Consider the following 13,135-nt stretch of genomic DNA (forward strand, 5'->3'; position numbering starts at 1 on the left):
GGAAGCCCACGACTTCATGCACGACGCCTTCCTCCAGCTAGGACACTGCATGATCCTCGCCCGCAAACTCACCCCATTCTGAAACGACCCCTTAGCCCACCCTCGCAGCTTGCACCGCCGCGGGTTCTCAGACGGTGCCCGCCCTTCTGGGCTACTGGGCGAGGACAGCCCCGAGGCCGCGTATTGGTCATACGTAAGTCGGGGCTCCCACAGTCCAGGCGGCGGCCGTAATTCCCGCAGGGGGGCCGCCACCCGCACCGCCACGCAAAGTGAGTCCGGCGACAGGTTCTAGTTCTTGTTCTTGATGTGTTCGCTCCAGTGGGAGATCCACTCGGTCTCCTTCTCGGCGGCCAGGCTCCAGTCGACCGGCATCTCGTGCAGGTTCAGCGGCGCCAGCCAGCTCGGCTGACCGGCCTGCTCGACGGTCGGGATCTGGAAGTACTCCTCGGCCAGCTGCTTCTGCTTCTCGACGCCGAGCAGGAAGTCGAGGAACTTGTCCGCGGCGGCGCCGTTGGGGCCGCCCTTGACCTTGGCGATGCCGTCGATCAGCTGCGGGACGCCGGAGGTGGTCGCCACCGGCTTGAACGGCGCGCCGGTCTTCTTCTGCTGCAGCATGACGTCCTGCAGGTTCCACACGCTGATCGGCGCTTCCTGCCGCTGGATGCGCAGGTACAGGTCGGTCGGGTTGGCCGCGTAGACCTTCGTGTTGGCGTCGAGCTTGCGCAGCCACTCGTAGCCCGGCTCGGGGTTCGCGCCGCCGTTGCGGGTGATCATCGCCGAGTAGATGCTGCGCATCGTGCCGGACGCGGCCACGTCGCGGATGACGATCTTGTCCCGGTACTCCGGCTTGAGCAGGTCGTCCCAGTCCTTCGGGGCCTGCTCGGGGGTGAGCATCTGGTCGTTGTAGAAGACGACCTCGGCGAGCACCATCTCGCCGACCCAGCGGCCCTGCGCGTCGCGGTAGCGCTCCGGAACCCGGTCGCGCACCTGGTCCGGCACGGGGGCGAGCAGGTCGGCGTTCGCGGCCTGGGTGAACTGCTGCTGCGAGCCGCCCCACCAGATGTCTGCCTGCGGGCGGCCCTTCTCGGCGGACACCCGCTCGGACGCCTCCTGCGCGCCGAGCGTCAGGATCCGGACCTTGCCCTGGTATTCGGGGTAGGCGGCCTCGAAGTCCTTGACCACGCTCTCGGCGAGCGCCTTGTCGCGGGCGGTGTAGATGGTGAGGCCGGAGTCGCCGCCGGCGGGGGTCAGGCCGCAGCCGGCGGTCACACCGGCGAGCATCAGCACGCCGGCGACGATGGAGAGGATTCTGCGCATGGCTACCCTTCGCGCGAGGGCTGCGTGGTGTTCGCAGCGGGGGACATCAGGGACGGGGAAACGGCGCCGATGTGCAGCGCCTGCGCGCCCAGTTCGGCGAACACGACCTCGGGTGCGGACGGCGCCGCCGAACCGACCAGCTCGGCGAGTTCGGCGAGCCCGTCCGGACCGAGTTCGGTCGCGGCACCGGCGAAGACCACGCGCGCCGGGTTGACCACGCACGCGCAGACGATGGCGGCGTAGGCCCAGGCCTCGATGACCTGCCTGCGCAGCGCGGCGACGGCGGGTTCACCGGCCCGGTCGGCCAGCTCGGCGACCGGCGCACCGGTCGATCCACCGTCCATTTCGGACAGCGCCTGCCGGATTCCCGGTACGCTCCAGCGCCGCTCGAACTCGCCGCGCCCGCCGGTGTGCGGCGTGGGCGGCAGCCCGGCGGGCAGGAAGCCGATCTCACCGGCGAACCCGGCGGCGCCCCGGCAGAGCGTGCCGCCGGAGACCACGGCGGCGCCGATGCCGTAACCGACGTAGATCAGCACCAGGTCGTCGACGTCGGCGGCGGCACCCCGGTCGCGCTCCCCCAGCGCGATGAGGTTGACGTCGTTGGAAACCTGCACGGGCAGCCCGACCCGCTCGGTCAGCGCGTCGGTGAGCGACCGCCCGCCGAGCGCCTCCAGCACTGGCGAGAGCGTCACGGCACCCTCCGCGGTGGCGACGCCGGGGAGCGAGAACACCACGCGCCCGGGGCGAGGCCGCGGATGTTCCTTCAGCGCCTGCTCGATGATGGCGACCAACCCGTCCAGCGGCTCGTGCGGATCAACGGCGCGGCTGTGCGCGCCGAGCAGCACACCGGCCAGGTCGACCACGGAAACGCGCGCCTGCTCCCCCTCCAGGGACACGGCGATCAGCGATTCGGCGGCCGGGTTGAACTCCAGCATCCGCGGCCGACGGCCGCCGGAGGAGTCGCCGGCACCGGCCTCGACGACGTGCCCGGAGGCCATCAGTTCGCGCACGATCTCGGTCAGCGAAGAGGGCCGGTACCCGGTCAGCCCGGCGAGCTCGGTGCGGGAAACGGGGCCGTGCTCGCGAAGCGCGGCCAGCACCGCATCGGTGCGGATGCGACGCAGGGCCTCGTTCCCGGTGGGCGCCGAACGCTCGTTGACCTCGGACATGCGTAACTTTATACGTCATCCGAAGTAAGTTTCCAATACTTCGCCACCGCCAAAATCCCCAAGCCCCACAACACCTTTCGCGACTCCCGAACGCCACGAACCGATCACGGGCAGTGACATCGTGCGTTCTTGAGCGACTGCTCAAACTTTTCGGCTACTGTTTGAGCAGTCGCTCAAATGAGGAGGCAGAAGCGATGCATCCGAAGCCCCTCTACGTGGAGGCGCTGATCCGCACCGACCTCGACGCGCTCTGGCAGCACACGCAGGACCCGGCCCTGCACCGCCGCTGGGACCTGCGGTTCACCGACATCGCCCCGCTGACCGCGGGCCGGTTCCGCTACGCGACGAAGGTCCTGGGGCTGCGCGTCACCGGTCTCGGCACGCATTCCGGCGAGCGGTTCCGGCCCGACGGCACCCGGACCTCCGTGCTGCGGTTCGCCTCGGCCGACCCGCTCTCGCTCATCCGCTCCGGCTCCGGTTTCTGGCGCTACACCCCCACCGACGACGGGATCCGCTTCATCACCGGGTTCGACTACGCCACGCGTTGGGGCCGCTTCGGGAGGCTGGCCGACGTCGCGTTCCGGCCGCTCTTCGGCTGGATGACCGCGTGGTCGTTCGACCGGCTCCGGATCTGGCTGGAGACCGGGACAGCGCCCGAGCGGCAATCGCCGCTGACGCCATCCGCCGCGCGGTGCCGCCGATCCCGCCCGGCCGGCAGCCACGGTGCGGCGCCCCGGGCGCTCGCCGCGCTGGAGCGACCGTGACCGGCATCTTCGCCCGCGCGCTCGGCGCGGAGTTCGCGAACCTGCACCCGCGGATGCGGGAACGCCTCGACCTGTCGGTGGCGGACGGCGTCGGGATGATCGGGCACGGCGTGATGGACCGCGTGTGGCGCGGACCCGCGTTCACCCTCCCGTTCCTGTGGCTCGGTTCGACGCGGCACATCTTGTTCCCCGAACGCGGCCGGAACATCCCGTTCGTCATCGAGAACTACCCGTACGTCGACTCCTACGGCCGCGAGACGGTTTCGTTCGTCCGCACCTTCGAATTCCCGCGGCGGCGACGGCGATTCGACGCGCAGATGCTCTACACCGGCGACCGGATCGTCGACTACCTCGGCACGCACCAGCACCTCGCGGTGGACCTGGACATCGCGGTGCGCCCCGACGGCGGGTTCCGGATCCGCTCCGGCGGGTTCCGCGTCGGAGCACGCACGCCCGTCCCGCAGGCGCTCGCGGGCACCGCGCACGTCGACGAGTGGTTCGACGAGGACAGCGGGCTGTTCCGGATCCAGGTCGCCGTTGCGAACCGGCGGTTCGGGCCGCTGTTCGGCTACCGCGGCAGCTTCGCCGCGCGGTACGTCCGGCTCGGCAGCGGGGTGAGCGGGGCGGTCAAGCCGCTCCGTGAGAAGGTCCTGGACTGATGAGCACGGGCCGGCGAACCAGCAGCGTGGCCACCAAGCAGCGCTTGGTGGACGCGGCCATGGAAGTCATCCGGCTGCAGGGCATCACCGCGGTTTCCGCGCGGACCGTCGCCGCCGCCGCCGACGTCAACCAGGCGCTGATCTTCTACCACTTCGGCAGCGTCGACGAGCTGGTCGCGCAGGCCTGCATCACGGCGACCGAAGACCGGGTCGCCCACTACCGGGCGCGGTTCGCCGAGGTGTCCACGCTGGGCGAACTGCTTGCGCTGGGCCGGGAGATCCACGTCGGGGAACGCGCCGACGGCAACATGGTCGTGCTGGCCCAGACCCTCGCCGGGGCACAGGCCGGCGGCCGGCTAGCGGAGGCCACCCGCACGGCGCTGGACAAGTGGATCGTCGAGGTGCGCACGGCGCTGGAGCGGGTGCTGGCCGGGTCGCCGCTGGCCGAGGTGACCGACCCGGGCGCGCTGGCGCACGCGGTGTCGGCGAGCTTCCTCGGCCTCACGATGTTCGAGTCGGTCGACCCCGAAGGCGGCGAGCAGGCGCTCGAAGCCCTCGGCCGGCTCGCCGAGCTGGTGGACGTCCTGGAAGGGCTCGGCCCGATCGCCACCCGAGCGGTCCGCGCAAAGCTCCGCAAGAACGCCAAGCCGTAGCCCCGCGAACTCCGGCAGCCATCTGTCCGAAATGGACTCTCCTCGGGCGTCGATCAGCGCGGCACACGGCGGCACCCCAGGTTCGGTCCTCCGCAATTTCAATGGAAATCAGAGGTCTGATTTCCATTGAAATTGCGGAAGTTGTCCACAGGACCCGGCGTGTCGGGGCCCAACATGCCGAAGAGCCGCAGTTTCAATTGAAACTGCGAATTCTTCTTCCCGTCGGCCACACCGCGGCCTGCCGGTAGACCGCTGTCCCCCGGGTCAGGAGTCGACGGCCCAGGCGTTCACGGCCAGCCGACCGGTGGTGCCCAGATCGATCCCGCCGTCCGGCTCGACGACCTGGACCGGTTCGCCCGCCGCCGGAGCGATCTCCAGGTAGCTGCCGTCCACGGCGGGCACCGTCGAGTCCGCCACGTCGTTTCGCCACAGGACCCGCGCGGTCACCTGATCGCCGGGCCGCAGCGTGACCGGCTCGGGCGGCACGTCGTAGCTGTCCGGGGCGCTGACCGGCTCCGATCCGTTGCCGACCACGACGTCCAGCGGCCGGCGGGCCGCGTCCAGCACCCGGACCACCGGGAACCCGTTCGCCGTGTAGTCGCGGGTGCCGCAGTTGGTCATGACGATGCCCATCGCGCGCAGACCCATCGCGGCGTCCACCGGGCCCGCGGTGATCTCGACGCCGGACTCCGGGCAGCCCGCGGCCTGGCTGGTCGGAGCGGGTTCCGGCGGCGGCGCGGAGTCGGGGCCGGTGCAAGCGGCGAGCACCGCGGCACCAGCGAGCACCACTGCGCAGCGGCCGAAAAGCGTTGCCGGAGTCAGGTTCACGGACCGATCTTTCCACATCCGCGGCCGGGATCGTCCCATTCGCGGTGATCACGGCAGTCCAGCCGGCGAAGCCCCGGAGCTCGCCTTCCCGATCACTCTTCGCCGGGCGGTTCCGCTGCCTTGTCCGGTACGGAGACGAGGCTGAACACGTGGCGGACCCGGTCTGCGGTCGGGGCGTTGCCGGTCCGCGCGACGACCGCCGCGTCGAGTTCCTCGATCAGTTCGGCGAACTCCTCCTTCGTCAGCCACACCGCCCCCTGCCGGTAGGCGACACCGTCGCCGGCGGGATCGGCACCATGGCTGGCGAGATAGCGCTCGAAGTCCGCCATGAGCGACGCCGAGAACGCGGTGAAGGCGCGGCGGTGGTCCTCCAGGGCCATCGCCTCCCGGGCGGCCGGGTCCACCACCGCCTGCTCCTGGCGCACCCGGTAGCTGCGCTCCACCGTGCCGCGCACCCGCTTCTCCTCCACCACTTCCAGCACGCCCGCCTCCGCGAGCACTGCGACGTGCCGGTACATCGTCGCCGGCGCGACGTCTGGCAGGCGTTCGCGCAGCTGCGCGGTGGTCAGCGGATCCGAGCCGAACAGCGTCTGCAGGATGCGCGCCCGGACTGGGTGCAGGAGGAGGTCCGCGGTTGCCATGGACCAATGTTCTCACGCCTGATAACGTTCTCAAAATCGATAACAATGAGAAGGGTTGGATCTTGCCCGACACCGACATGACGGCGACCGCGGACGACGGGCTGCCCCTGATAGGCACGCTGACCCTGCCCGCGGGCCCCGGCCCGCACCCGGCGGTCCTGCTGCTGCACGGATCCGGGCGGCTGGACCGCGACGCCAACTCCCGGGGACTCCGCATGGAACTCGGGCCGCCGCTGGCCGCCGCGCTCGCGGCGCGGGGCATCGCCGCACTGCGCTACGACCGACGCGGCGTCGGCGCCACATCCGGCGACTGGCGGGCGACCGGGTTCACCGACAACACTCGCGACGCCGCCGCAGCGCTCCGCGCCTTGGCCGCACGGCCCGACATCCGGGCCGATGCCATCGGCGTGATCGGCCACAGCGAGGGCGCCGTCCACGCCATGTCCCTCGGCTCGGACCCGCTGGTCCAGGCGGTGGTACTGCTGGCCGGGTTCGCCCGCCGCGGCGAGGACGCGCTGCGCTGGCAGGCCGGAATGATCGCCCGCGACCTGCCCGCGCCCGTTCGGCCGCTGCTGCGCGCCCTCGGTTCCCGGCACCTCGCCCGGATCAAGGCGACCAGCACAGACGTGGCGCGCGTCCACGGACTTCCCGTGAACGCCCGGTGGTTCCGGGAGATGCTCGGCCACGACCCGCGCGCGGACCTGGCGAACATCCAGGCGCCCGTGCTGGCGATCACCGGCGGCAAGGACGTCCAGGTCGACCCCGCCGACCTGGACGAGATCCACCGGCTGGTGCCCGGCGAGGCCGAGGTCCACCGGATCCCCGACCTCACCCACCTGCTGCGCAGGGACCCAGGCCGACCGTCGGTGCGCGCCTACCGCCGCCTGCTGCGCAGGCCCGTCGACGCCGGCCTGCTGGCGCAGGTGACCGGCTGGCTCGCCGACCGGCTCCACGAAGCACGACTCGCGGATTCCCGCTGATAGCGACCCGCACCGGTCGGAATCCCTTCGACCGCAAGCACTTCTCGCCTACCGAACCGACCCGTGGAAGGAATTCGACATGACAACGGCAAACCCAGCTCGCCGGAAGAGCGGCCTCGTCCTGTTCCTGGCCGTCACATTCGTGGCGAGCTGGCTGTCGTGGCTGATAGCGATAGCCGTCGGTGGGCCGGCGATGAGCTTCCCCACCGTCATCCCGTACCTGCTCGGCGCGTTCGGCCCGATGATCGGCGCGATCGTGATCCGGCTGCGCCGCGCCTCCCGCCGCCTCCCCGCCCCCGCCCATGCGGTGCGACTGCCGCTGATCAGCCTGGTCTGGGTACCGATCCTGCTAGTGGTGGCATCGGGGACCGTGCTCGCGTCGCCACCATGCTCCTCTTCGGTCCGCTGGCCGAGGAGTTCGGTTGGCGCGGCACGGCGCACCCGCGCCTGCGCGCGTCGATGGGCCGCCTTCTCGCCGGACTGCTGCTGGGGATCATCTGGTCGGTGTGGCACCTGCCGCTGTTCTTCGTCCCCGGAACCGTCCAGGCAGCCTTCGGCCTGCTCACCTGGAGCGGCCTGGTCTACATGCTCAGCGTGATCCCGATGGCGCTGCTGGCCGGCTACGCCTACGAACGCGCCGGCGTCCTGGGAGCGATCGCGATCCACTTCGGCGCCAACGCGACGATGTCCCTGGTGGGCGTCAGCGAGCTGCTGCCGCAAGCGCTCATCGTCGGTGTGCAGACCGTCGTCGCCCTGTTCCTGCTGGCCGTGCACCGCGACCGGAAGAAGGTCAGCGCGACGCCCGAACCGGCACACCAGGAACTCGTCCCGGCCCACCGCTGAGCGTCCAGGGCGGAACCGTGCCGCCGGGCCGGGGTCCGGCGGCACGGAGGCCGGAAAGGAACGTCCGTCCAAAGCGGACTTCAGCGCGTTCGGGCCGGTGACCGGGCGCGGGGCGGGGAAGACGCCCGGTACGGCCAAGACGCGCTGGCGTCGAACTTCGAGGAGTACGTCGGACTGGAGTCCGAAGCCGCCGAGGTGCACGAGTTCTCCGGCGAGCTGATTCCCGGGCTGCTGCAGACGGAGCGCTATGCCACCGAACTCATGCAGGCATGGATACCGCGAGCCGACGAGGTCGTCATGAAGGAGCGCACCGACCTTCGCTCACAGCGACAGGCACGCCTGCACGAGACGAACCCGCTCACCTTGGGAACCGTCATCCACGAGTCAGCGCTGCACCAACTCGTCGGCGGACCCGACGTGATGCGCGAACAGCTCAAGCACCTCGCAGCCAGCGCGAAGCTGCCGAATGTGACGGTTCAGGTTCTGCCGTTCAGCACCGGCGCAATCCCCGCGCTCGGCGCACCCTTCATCGTGCTGTCCTTCCCCGACCAGGAAGATCCCGACGTGGCCTTCGCGGAACACCTCACTGGCAGCGTCTACATGGAGGATCCAGCCGAGGTTGAGGCATATACCCTGAACTACAGCGCCTTGCGGTCCAGGGCGCTGAGCCAGAAGGAATCGATCACCTTCTTGAACCGGCTCACTCGGGAGTTGTAAGCACGGCAAGGAGCGCGTCATGTTAACCCCGGACTTCACCCAGGCGCATTGGCGTAAAAGCAGCCGAAGCAACGGGGGTGGAGGCGCATGCGTCATGGTGGCGCGCGTCCCGGGGGCTGCTGGTGTGAAGGACAGCAAGCTCGGCTCCGCCAGCCCTGTTCTCCCGTTCACGACCTCGGCGTGGTCGGCCTTCCTGCGCGACGTGAGGACCGGGAAGCACGACCTGCGCTGACTGGACGCGCCGAGAGCTCCGCCCGACGGTGTCCGGGCGGAGCTCTTCGTTCGGCAGGTCACCTGTCGGCGAGTTCTCGGCCCGAGGTTTCCAGGCCCCAGAAGTAGCCCGCGAGGGAGCCGACCAGCAGGAGGACCACGCAGGAGGCCAGGGCGGTGGCGATTCCGCAGGTTCCGACGACGATCGGCATCAGGAAGGTCGTCACCGCCGAGCCCAGGCGGCTCGCCGCGACCGCCATGCCCACTCCGCTGCCCCGGGAACAGCTCCGCCGGGTAGACGTAGACCACGTTCCCGATCGCCACGATCACCAGGACGAACAGGGCGGAGATCGCCCAGGAGATCCCGGTCCCGTCCGCCCGGCGTCGGTGGACCGGACCGAGATCTGACCACTGTGGACGATGATGGACCGCGGTTCGCCATCCGGCCGCGCACTGCGGGAACGATCGCGGTCAATGACACGTCGGAGGGAACGACATCTCATTCGCCCGAAGGGAATTCCGCAGTGAACGACGATTGGCCCCAGCAGGTGGGCGGCTGGGAACTCGCCAGGCACGGCCACATCGAGAACTACCGGAAGCGACTGGCCAACAACGTCACGGTCACCGCGATCTGGGAGAACGCGACCGGCACCGGCACGGTCGATGCGCGCGTCGAGACGCTGGGATTCGGCCGGACGCTGACCAGCAGCCGCAAGGAATTCCGGGACAAGGAGGCGTTCTGGACCGCCGCGCGCTGCGTGGTGGAGATGGCCGCGAACCTCCCCTCACTGGGCGCGGGCAACGAAAGCCCCGCCGATTCCGAGCTTTTCGAGGAAGTCGCCGGGAACGTCGAGGCCGAACCCGGCACCAACGGAACCCCGGCAGCGGAGCTGACGTTCACCCTGGTCAACGGCCGCACGGTGACGCTGATCCTCTCCGATGACCAGGCGTTCGACATGTGCACGCGCATCTACAAGCTCGACCAGTACGTGTGGGACGAGCAGCGCGACGAAGACGAAGAAGACGACGAGGACGCCACCGACGACGAAACCGGGGAAGACGACGAGGACACCGCCGACGAAGCCATCGAGGTGCCCGACATCGGCGATGTCCGGTCGGGCCCGGACACCGGCCACGACGTGGTCACGCTCCTGGAAGCCCAGTTCGGCGTCACCGAGGACCACCTCATGGCGCACGTCGACTGGTCGGCCCTGATCGTCGTGGGCGAACCCGCGGTGAGCTCGCTGATCAGCCGGGGCGAGGAGTTGCACGCGGCGCTGCAGCCGCGCTGGTACCCGGTCGTCGTGGACCGGCCCGGCGAGCAGTGGGTCGTGCTGCGCCGGACCGGCCTCCGCTACGTGGGCGAGTGAACTTCACAAGGCGGCCTCACTTCCGGGCGTAGGTGTGGATCGCCGCGCCGCTGTCGAGGACGTGCGTGTCGGCGAGGACGAGGTGCGTGGGCGCGATGTCGCCGTCGAACACGCCGATGCCCTTGCCGAGGACGAACGGGTAGATCTTCAGGACCAGTTCGTCGATCTCCGGCAGCAGCGAGGCGGCGAGGCTACCGCCGCCGGCCAGCCAGATCCCGCCGCCCGGCTCGCGCTTGAGCGCCCGCACGGCCTCGACGGGGTCGCCGGAGAGGACGGTGACCGCGGGGTCCGGGCTGGTGAGGCTGCCCGAAACCACGTACTGGTCCAGGTGGGAGTACGGGCTGGTGATGCCGTCCCGCACGCCCGGCTCGTACGTGCCGCGCCCCATCACCACCGCGTCGAAGCGGTTGCCCAGGTCGGTGACCCCCAGCGCGCCGTGCAGGTGCGCCGGCAGCGTCTGCGGGTACTCCGCGACGAGGTGCTCGACGAGCCCGTCGGGCAGCGGGAAGAACGCGTCGAGCGAGCCATCGGCGCCGGCGATGTAGCCGTCGACGCTGCAGCCGACGAAGTAGGTGAGCTTTCGCATGGGGTTTCCCTTCTTCGAAGTGGTCGATCAGCGACGGGTGCCGGGCTTGGGCAGCGGACGCCGAGCCGGAACCGACCGGGGCATGCGCGGGTGCGGCTGAACCCGCTTGCCGCCCTTGGCCGACGAGAACGAGCACTGAGCAGTGACGGGCTTTCGCATCGGCTGACCACCTCGATTTTAGTACTTCGGCTGTCGTACTCAAAATGTAGTACTGCAGATGAAGTGGTGTCAAGACCTAGGCGCACCGCAGCCCATCGAGGGAGTCCGTCGACGTGGCCGACCAGGTTCGACGACTGGTCGACCACGCGCTCACCGCGACGGCGACCGCTGTGTCAGGCGGAGACGGTGACTCCGCCATCGGAGCGATCGGTGGACAGGCTGAGGTCCTTCCAGGTGTCGATGTCGTCCTGGACACGCTGGCGTCCGGCCGTGACCAGGCGCAGGGCGTCCGAGCCGAGCAGCAGGTGCACGGGTGGTGTGTCGGCGTCGAGCACGGTGAGGATGGCCTGGCCGGCGCGGTCGGGATCGCCGATCCCCTGGCCGGCCAGGGCCTGGCGGCGGGCGCGGATCGGATCGAACAGCTCGTCGTAGTCGGGGATGCCGCGGGGCGCGCGGGCCAGCGACCGGCCCGCCCAGTCGGTCGCGAACGCGCCGGGGGCCACCGCGGTCACCCGCACTCCGAACTGCGCGACCTCTTGTGCGAGTCCCTCGGTGATGCCCTCCATCGCATGCTTGCTGCCCTCGTAGAACGACAGGCCGGGGAACGTGGTCATCCCGCCCATCGAGGTGATCACGAAGATGTGACCGCCCCGCCGTTCGCGCATACCGGGCAGCACCGCCTTCATGGTCGCCACCGTGCCGAACACGTTGACCTCGAACTGGCGGCGCAGATCGGCCATCGGGGACTCCTCGAAGGTGCCCTCGACGCCGTAGCCGGCGTTGGCCACGAGCACCTCGATCGGCCCCAACGCGGCTTCGGCGGCGCGCACGGTCGGCTCGATCCGGTCCTCGTCGGTCAGGTCGAGGATGAAGGCCCGGGCGCGTTCGGGGTCCAGGGACTGGAAGGCGGCCGCGTGCTGGTCGGTGCGCACCGTGCCGGCCACCCGGTGCCCGGCCGCCAGCGCCCGCCGGGCGATCGCCAGTCCGAGCCCGGTGCTGACACCGGTGACCAGGAACGTCTTGCTCATCAGGGATTTCCTTTCAGTGACGGCCCGCAAGCCGTGATCGAGCGCCGCCGGGCGCGTGTGCGCACGGCGATATCGACTCCGCGTGCGCGGCGCACACGTGTCCGGGTGATGGGGGGGTGGCCGGATGCCCGCTGGGGCCGGTCAGGAGTCGGCGTCAGCGCTCCGGGTCGCCGCGGCCGTGGGCTCGCTTCCCCAGCTGGCGAGCAGCCGTAGGCGCTCCTCACTGGGGGAGCCGGTCGGGGCGGAGTAGACCAGCATCGACAGGCTCGGGTCGGCGACCGGGGTGAAGATCTCGAACTGCAGCTCGAGGTCACCGACGATGTGGTGGTGGATCCGTTTCCTGCCGGTGCTGCGTTCGTGGACGCGGTGCTCGGACCACCACGCCGGGAACTCCGGTGACCGCACCATAAGCTCGCCGATCAGGTTGGCGATGCGCTGGTTGCGGGGCTGGTCCGCGGCGGCCAGCCGCAGCACGTGGACGTAGTCACGGGCCACGCGCTCCCAGTCGCACCAGACCAGGCGCGCGCGGGGGTCCAGCAGCGTAAAGCGGACCATGTTGCGTTCCCGGCGGGGCAGTGTGGCGATATCGGGGAACAGCAGTGCCCACAGCGCGTTCCCGGCGACGATCTCGAGATTGCCGTCGCGGACGTAGGCAGGGCACAAGTCCATCGATTCCAGCACCTGTCGCATCGCCGGCCGCAGTCGCGCCGAGTGATCGCCGCGGTCCCGCATCCCGGATGCGGTGCCGGCGAGGGTGAACAGGTGCCGTCGCTCGACGTCGTCCAGCCGTAGGGCGTCGGACAGGGCAAGCAGCACCTGCTCGGAGGGCTGTCCGACGCGGCCTTGTTCAAGCCGGGCGTAGTACTCGGCGCTCACCCCGGCCAGCCGGGCGACCTCGCCGCGCCGCAGGCCGGCGACGCGGCGACCGGCACCGAGCTCGACCGGGAGCCCGATCTCCTCCGGTGTGAGTCCGGCGCGGCGGGCGCGGAGGAAGTCGCCCAGTTCCTTGTTGGCCATGCCTCAAGTCTGAGCTCGCTGTGGTCACCCGCCAATGGGGAAGGTGGCCCTGCGAGGACCACCCAGGCAGATCCGCAGGTCGGGAGCTTGGCGGCGGCCCAAACTTGGCGATCTCGGAACTCGTGAAGGACTGTGTCGCCCGCTAAACCCACTCCTCCCAGAGCGCTGACCGTCCGCGCCGGTGGCGTATCGGC

The 13,135-nt window shown here is 70.1% G+C and carries 16 protein-coding genes; 8 read left to right on the forward strand and 8 right to left on the reverse strand.

The window, feature by feature from the left end; translation table 11 throughout:
- Positions 1-288 precede the first annotated feature (288 nt).
- Positions 289-1,317, reverse strand: coding sequence for an extracellular solute-binding protein (locus AC07EQ_RS37160; protein ID WP_478392500.1), 1,029 nt, complete (start codon positions 1,315-1,317; stop codon positions 289-291).
- A 2-nt stretch (positions 1,318-1,319) separates the two neighbouring features.
- Positions 1,320-2,486, reverse strand: coding sequence for an ROK family transcriptional regulator (locus AC07EQ_RS37165; RefSeq protein ID WP_478392501.1), 1,167 nt, complete (start codon positions 2,484-2,486; stop codon positions 1,320-1,322).
- A 194-nt stretch (positions 2,487-2,680) separates the two neighbouring features.
- Here AC07EQ_RS37165 and AC07EQ_RS37170 point away from each other — a divergent pair, with 194 nt between their 5' ends.
- The 3 genes from AC07EQ_RS37170 to AC07EQ_RS37180 are packed head-to-tail and all read left to right on the forward strand — an operon-like array spanning position 2,681 to position 4,562.
- Positions 2,681-3,250 carry a hypothetical protein gene (locus tag AC07EQ_RS37170; RefSeq protein WP_478392502.1) on the forward strand — a complete coding sequence of 190 codons (570 nt, stop codon included), beginning with the start codon at positions 2,681-2,683 and terminating at the stop codon, positions 3,248-3,250.
- The gene (locus AC07EQ_RS37175) at positions 3,247-3,909 is read left to right on the forward strand and encodes a DUF4166 domain-containing protein (RefSeq protein WP_478392503.1); all 663 of its coding nucleotides are present in this window, start codon (positions 3,247-3,249) and stop codon (positions 3,907-3,909) included. The genes AC07EQ_RS37170 and AC07EQ_RS37175 overlap by 4 nt, the downstream gene beginning before the upstream one ends.
- A complete protein-coding gene (locus AC07EQ_RS37180; protein WP_478392504.1) occupies positions 3,909-4,562 on the forward strand; it encodes a TetR/AcrR family transcriptional regulator in 654 nt (217 codons plus the stop codon). Before AC07EQ_RS37175 ends, AC07EQ_RS37180 begins: the two co-directional genes overlap by 1 nt.
- Before the next feature lie 264 nt (positions 4,563-4,826).
- On the opposite strand, the gene AC07EQ_RS37185 is transcribed toward AC07EQ_RS37180, so the two are convergent.
- Both AC07EQ_RS37185 and AC07EQ_RS37190 read right to left on the reverse strand, forming a co-directional pair.
- Positions 4,827-5,390 carry a DUF4232 domain-containing protein gene (locus tag AC07EQ_RS37185; RefSeq protein ID WP_478392505.1) on the reverse strand — a complete coding sequence of 188 codons (564 nt, stop codon included), beginning with the start codon at positions 5,388-5,390 and terminating at the stop codon, positions 4,827-4,829.
- A gap of 92 nt (positions 5,391-5,482) precedes the next feature.
- A complete protein-coding gene (locus AC07EQ_RS37190) occupies positions 5,483-6,031 on the reverse strand; it encodes a helix-turn-helix domain-containing protein (RefSeq protein WP_478392506.1) in 549 nt (182 codons plus the stop codon).
- Between the two features lie 62 nt (positions 6,032-6,093).
- Between AC07EQ_RS37190 and AC07EQ_RS37195 the strand changes: the two genes are divergently transcribed.
- The 4 genes from AC07EQ_RS37195 to AC07EQ_RS37210 all read left to right on the forward strand — a co-directional run bounded on the left by AC07EQ_RS37195 (position 6,094) and on the right by AC07EQ_RS37210 (position 8,803).
- Positions 6,094-7,011 (forward strand): alpha/beta hydrolase, encoded by a 918-nt coding sequence (locus AC07EQ_RS37195; RefSeq protein ID WP_478392507.1) that lies wholly within the window; start codon positions 6,094-6,096, stop codon positions 7,009-7,011.
- A 387-nt stretch (positions 7,012-7,398) separates the two neighbouring features.
- The gene (locus AC07EQ_RS37200) at positions 7,399-7,854 is read left to right on the forward strand and encodes a CPBP family glutamic-type intramembrane protease (protein ID WP_478392508.1); all 456 of its coding nucleotides are present in this window, start codon (positions 7,399-7,401) and stop codon (positions 7,852-7,854) included.
- A 144-nt stretch (positions 7,855-7,998) separates the two neighbouring features.
- Positions 7,999-8,571 carry a DUF5753 domain-containing protein gene (locus AC07EQ_RS37205; RefSeq protein WP_478392567.1) on the forward strand — a complete coding sequence of 191 codons (573 nt, stop codon included), beginning with the start codon at positions 7,999-8,001 and terminating at the stop codon, positions 8,569-8,571.
- 19 nt (positions 8,572-8,590) lie between these two features.
- On the forward strand, positions 8,591-8,803 hold the full coding sequence (locus tag AC07EQ_RS37210) for a DUF397 domain-containing protein (protein WP_478392509.1): 213 nt from the start codon (positions 8,591-8,593) through the stop codon (positions 8,801-8,803).
- Positions 8,804-8,861: 58 nt separating this feature from the next.
- Here the strand turns inward: AC07EQ_RS37210 and AC07EQ_RS37215 are convergent, their stop codons facing one another.
- Positions 8,862-9,041 carry a hypothetical protein gene (locus AC07EQ_RS37215; RefSeq protein WP_478392510.1) on the reverse strand — a complete coding sequence of 60 codons (180 nt, stop codon included), beginning with the start codon at positions 9,039-9,041 and terminating at the stop codon, positions 8,862-8,864.
- Positions 9,042-9,305: 264 nt separating this feature from the next.
- Between AC07EQ_RS37215 and AC07EQ_RS37220 the strand changes: the two genes are divergently transcribed.
- On the forward strand, positions 9,306-10,151 hold the full coding sequence (locus AC07EQ_RS37220; RefSeq protein ID WP_478392511.1) for a hypothetical protein: 846 nt from the start codon (positions 9,306-9,308) through the stop codon (positions 10,149-10,151).
- Between the two features lie 16 nt (positions 10,152-10,167).
- Here AC07EQ_RS37220 and AC07EQ_RS37225 read toward each other — a convergent pair whose 3' ends face one another.
- From AC07EQ_RS37225 to AC07EQ_RS37235, 3 genes are all read right to left on the reverse strand, one after another.
- A complete protein-coding gene (locus AC07EQ_RS37225) occupies positions 10,168-10,737 on the reverse strand; it encodes a dihydrofolate reductase family protein (RefSeq protein ID WP_478392512.1) in 570 nt (189 codons plus the stop codon).
- Between the two features lie 332 nt (positions 10,738-11,069).
- The gene (locus tag AC07EQ_RS37230) at positions 11,070-11,924 is read right to left on the reverse strand and encodes an oxidoreductase (protein WP_478392513.1); all 855 of its coding nucleotides are present in this window, start codon (positions 11,922-11,924) and stop codon (positions 11,070-11,072) included.
- Between the two features lie 141 nt (positions 11,925-12,065).
- Positions 12,066-12,941, reverse strand: coding sequence for a helix-turn-helix transcriptional regulator (locus AC07EQ_RS37235; RefSeq protein WP_478392514.1), 876 nt, complete (start codon positions 12,939-12,941; stop codon positions 12,066-12,068).
- Positions 12,942-13,135: the final 194 nt, after the last annotated feature.

The organism is Saccharopolyspora sp. NPDC045839, assembly GCF_056431645.1.

Excerpts from the sequence above, each read along its gene's own strand:
- AC07EQ_RS37160 (WP_478392500.1), bottom strand. The coding sequence starts at position 1,317 with ATGCGCAGAATCCTCTCCATCGTCGCCGGCGTGCTGATGCTCGCCGGT.
- AC07EQ_RS37165 (WP_478392501.1), bottom strand. The coding sequence starts at position 2,486 with ATGTCCGAGGTCAACGAGCGTTCGGCGCCCACCGGGAACGAGGCCCTG.
- AC07EQ_RS37170 (WP_478392502.1), top strand. The coding sequence starts at position 2,681 with ATGCATCCGAAGCCCCTCTACGTGGAGGCGCTGATCCGCACCGACCTC.
- AC07EQ_RS37180 (WP_478392504.1), top strand. The coding sequence starts at position 3,909 with ATGAGCACGGGCCGGCGAACCAGCAGCGTGGCCACCAAGCAGCGCTTG.
- AC07EQ_RS37190 (WP_478392506.1), bottom strand. The coding sequence starts at position 6,031 with ATGGCAACCGCGGACCTCCTCCTGCACCCAGTCCGGGCGCGCATCCTG.
- AC07EQ_RS37200 (WP_478392508.1), top strand. The coding sequence starts at position 7,399 with ATGCTCCTCTTCGGTCCGCTGGCCGAGGAGTTCGGTTGGCGCGGCACG.
- AC07EQ_RS37210 (WP_478392509.1), top strand. The coding sequence starts at position 8,591 with ATGTTAACCCCGGACTTCACCCAGGCGCATTGGCGTAAAAGCAGCCGA.
- AC07EQ_RS37215 (WP_478392510.1), bottom strand. The coding sequence starts at position 9,041 with ATGGCGGTCGCGGCGAGCCGCCTGGGCTCGGCGGTGACGACCTTCCTG.
- AC07EQ_RS37225 (WP_478392512.1), bottom strand. The coding sequence starts at position 10,737 with ATGCGAAAGCTCACCTACTTCGTCGGCTGCAGCGTCGACGGCTACATC.
- AC07EQ_RS37230 (WP_478392513.1), bottom strand. The coding sequence starts at position 11,924 with ATGAGCAAGACGTTCCTGGTCACCGGTGTCAGCACCGGGCTCGGACTG.
- AC07EQ_RS37235 (WP_478392514.1), bottom strand. The coding sequence starts at position 12,941 with ATGGCCAACAAGGAACTGGGCGACTTCCTCCGCGCCCGCCGCGCCGGA.